This window comes from Streptomyces sp. NPDC111507 (assembly GCF_055638955.1).
On sequence record NZ_JBVKBU010000056.1, the window covers coordinates 1 to 1,410 of the forward strand.

General features: G+C 67.4%; 1 protein-coding gene. It reads left to right on the forward strand.

Annotation, left to right across the window (positions count from 1 at the left end; all coding sequences use genetic code 11):
* Positions 1-129: 129 nt before the first annotated feature.
* Complete coding sequence (locus tag ACZ7M2_RS52440; protein ID WP_471601367.1) at positions 130-1,350, forward strand: RNA-guided endonuclease InsQ/TnpB family protein; 1,221 nt, start codon at positions 130-132, stop codon at positions 1,348-1,350.
* Positions 1,351-1,410 lie beyond the last annotated feature (60 nt).

Sequence of the window (1,410 nt, forward strand, 5' to 3'; positions counted from 1 at the left end):
GGGCCCGATCCGGCGAAGTCGGGCAACGCCTCCTCCTGCGTTCGGCCTGTTCCGCTCCCCGGTTCAAGAGGGGTATCGACCGTTCATATGTTCCCTCTGGTGGTGGGTGCTCGTTCGTACGATCACCGCATGCAGCTTCGGTACGCCTTCAGGGTGTACCCGGACACCGGCCAGCAGACCGCGCTGGCGAAGGCGTTCGGGTGCGCCCGCGTCGTGTTCAACGACGCGGTCCGCGCCCGTGAAGACGCCCGCAAGGCCGAACAGCCGTTCCCGAAGGCCGGGGAGCTGTCCACGCGCCTGATCACCCAGGCCAAGCGGACACCCGAGCGGTCCTGGCTGGCCGAGGTCTCCGCCGTCGTCCTCCAGCAGTCCCTGCGGGACGCCGAGACCGCGTACCGCAACTTCTTCGCGTCCCTCAAGGGCGAGCGGAAGGGAGCGAAGACTGGTGCGCCCCGGTTCAGGTCCCGCAAGGACGCGCGGCAGTCGATCCGGTTCACCGCCAACGCCCGCTGGAACATCACCGACGGCCGTCTGAATCTCCCGAAGATCGGTGCGGTGAAGGTGAAGTGGTCCCGCACGCTGCCCACTACCCCCTCCTCCGTCACCGTCATCAAGGACGCGGCCGGGCGGTACTTCGCCTCCTTCGTCATCGACACCGACCCCGCCGCCGACCAGGCACGGATGCCCGAAACCGACCGCACCATCGGCATCGATCTCGGCCTCACTCACTTCGCGGTCCTGTCCGACGGCACGAAAATCGACTCCCCGCGATTCCTGCGGCGCGCGGAGAAGAAACTGAAGAAGGCCCAGCGGGAGCTGTCCCGCAAGCAGAAGGGATCCAGGAACCGGGCCAAGGCCCGCCTGAAGGTCGCTCGCGCCCACGCCAAGGTGGCCGACGCACGCCGTGAGTTCCACCACCAGCTCTCCACGAAGCTGATCTCCGAGAACCAAGGGATCGGTGTGGAGGACCTGTCGGTGGCGGGACTGGCCCGTACGAAGCCGGCCAAGTCCGTGCACGACGCCGGATGGTCATCGTTCCTCAGCATGCTGGAGTACAAGGCCGCCCGGTACGGGCGGAGGCTGGTCAGGATCGGCCGGTTCGAGCCCACCTCCCAGACCTGCTCCACCTGCGGCGTCAAGGACGGCCCCAAACCCCTGAACGTCCGGGAATGGACGTGTAGTGCCTGCGGCACCGTCCACGACCGGGACCACAATGCCGCGATCAACGTGAAGACGGCCGCCGGACTGGCGGTATCGGCCTGCGGAGCGCCGGTAAGACCAGGAGCAATCCCGGCACAGCGCGAAGAAACAGGAAGCCACGGAATCCCGCCCGAACCCCGTGCCGCGTAGCGGCACAGGGCGGACGAGAAGGCCAGAACCCTCGGGCTTCAGCCCGAGGAGCAAGTCAAT

What these genes read in the sequence shown, in the direction of transcription:
- ACZ7M2_RS52440 (WP_471601367.1), top strand. Translation starts at nt 130, where the DNA reads ATGCAGCTTCGGTACGCCTTCAGGGTGTACCCGGACACCGGCCAGCAG.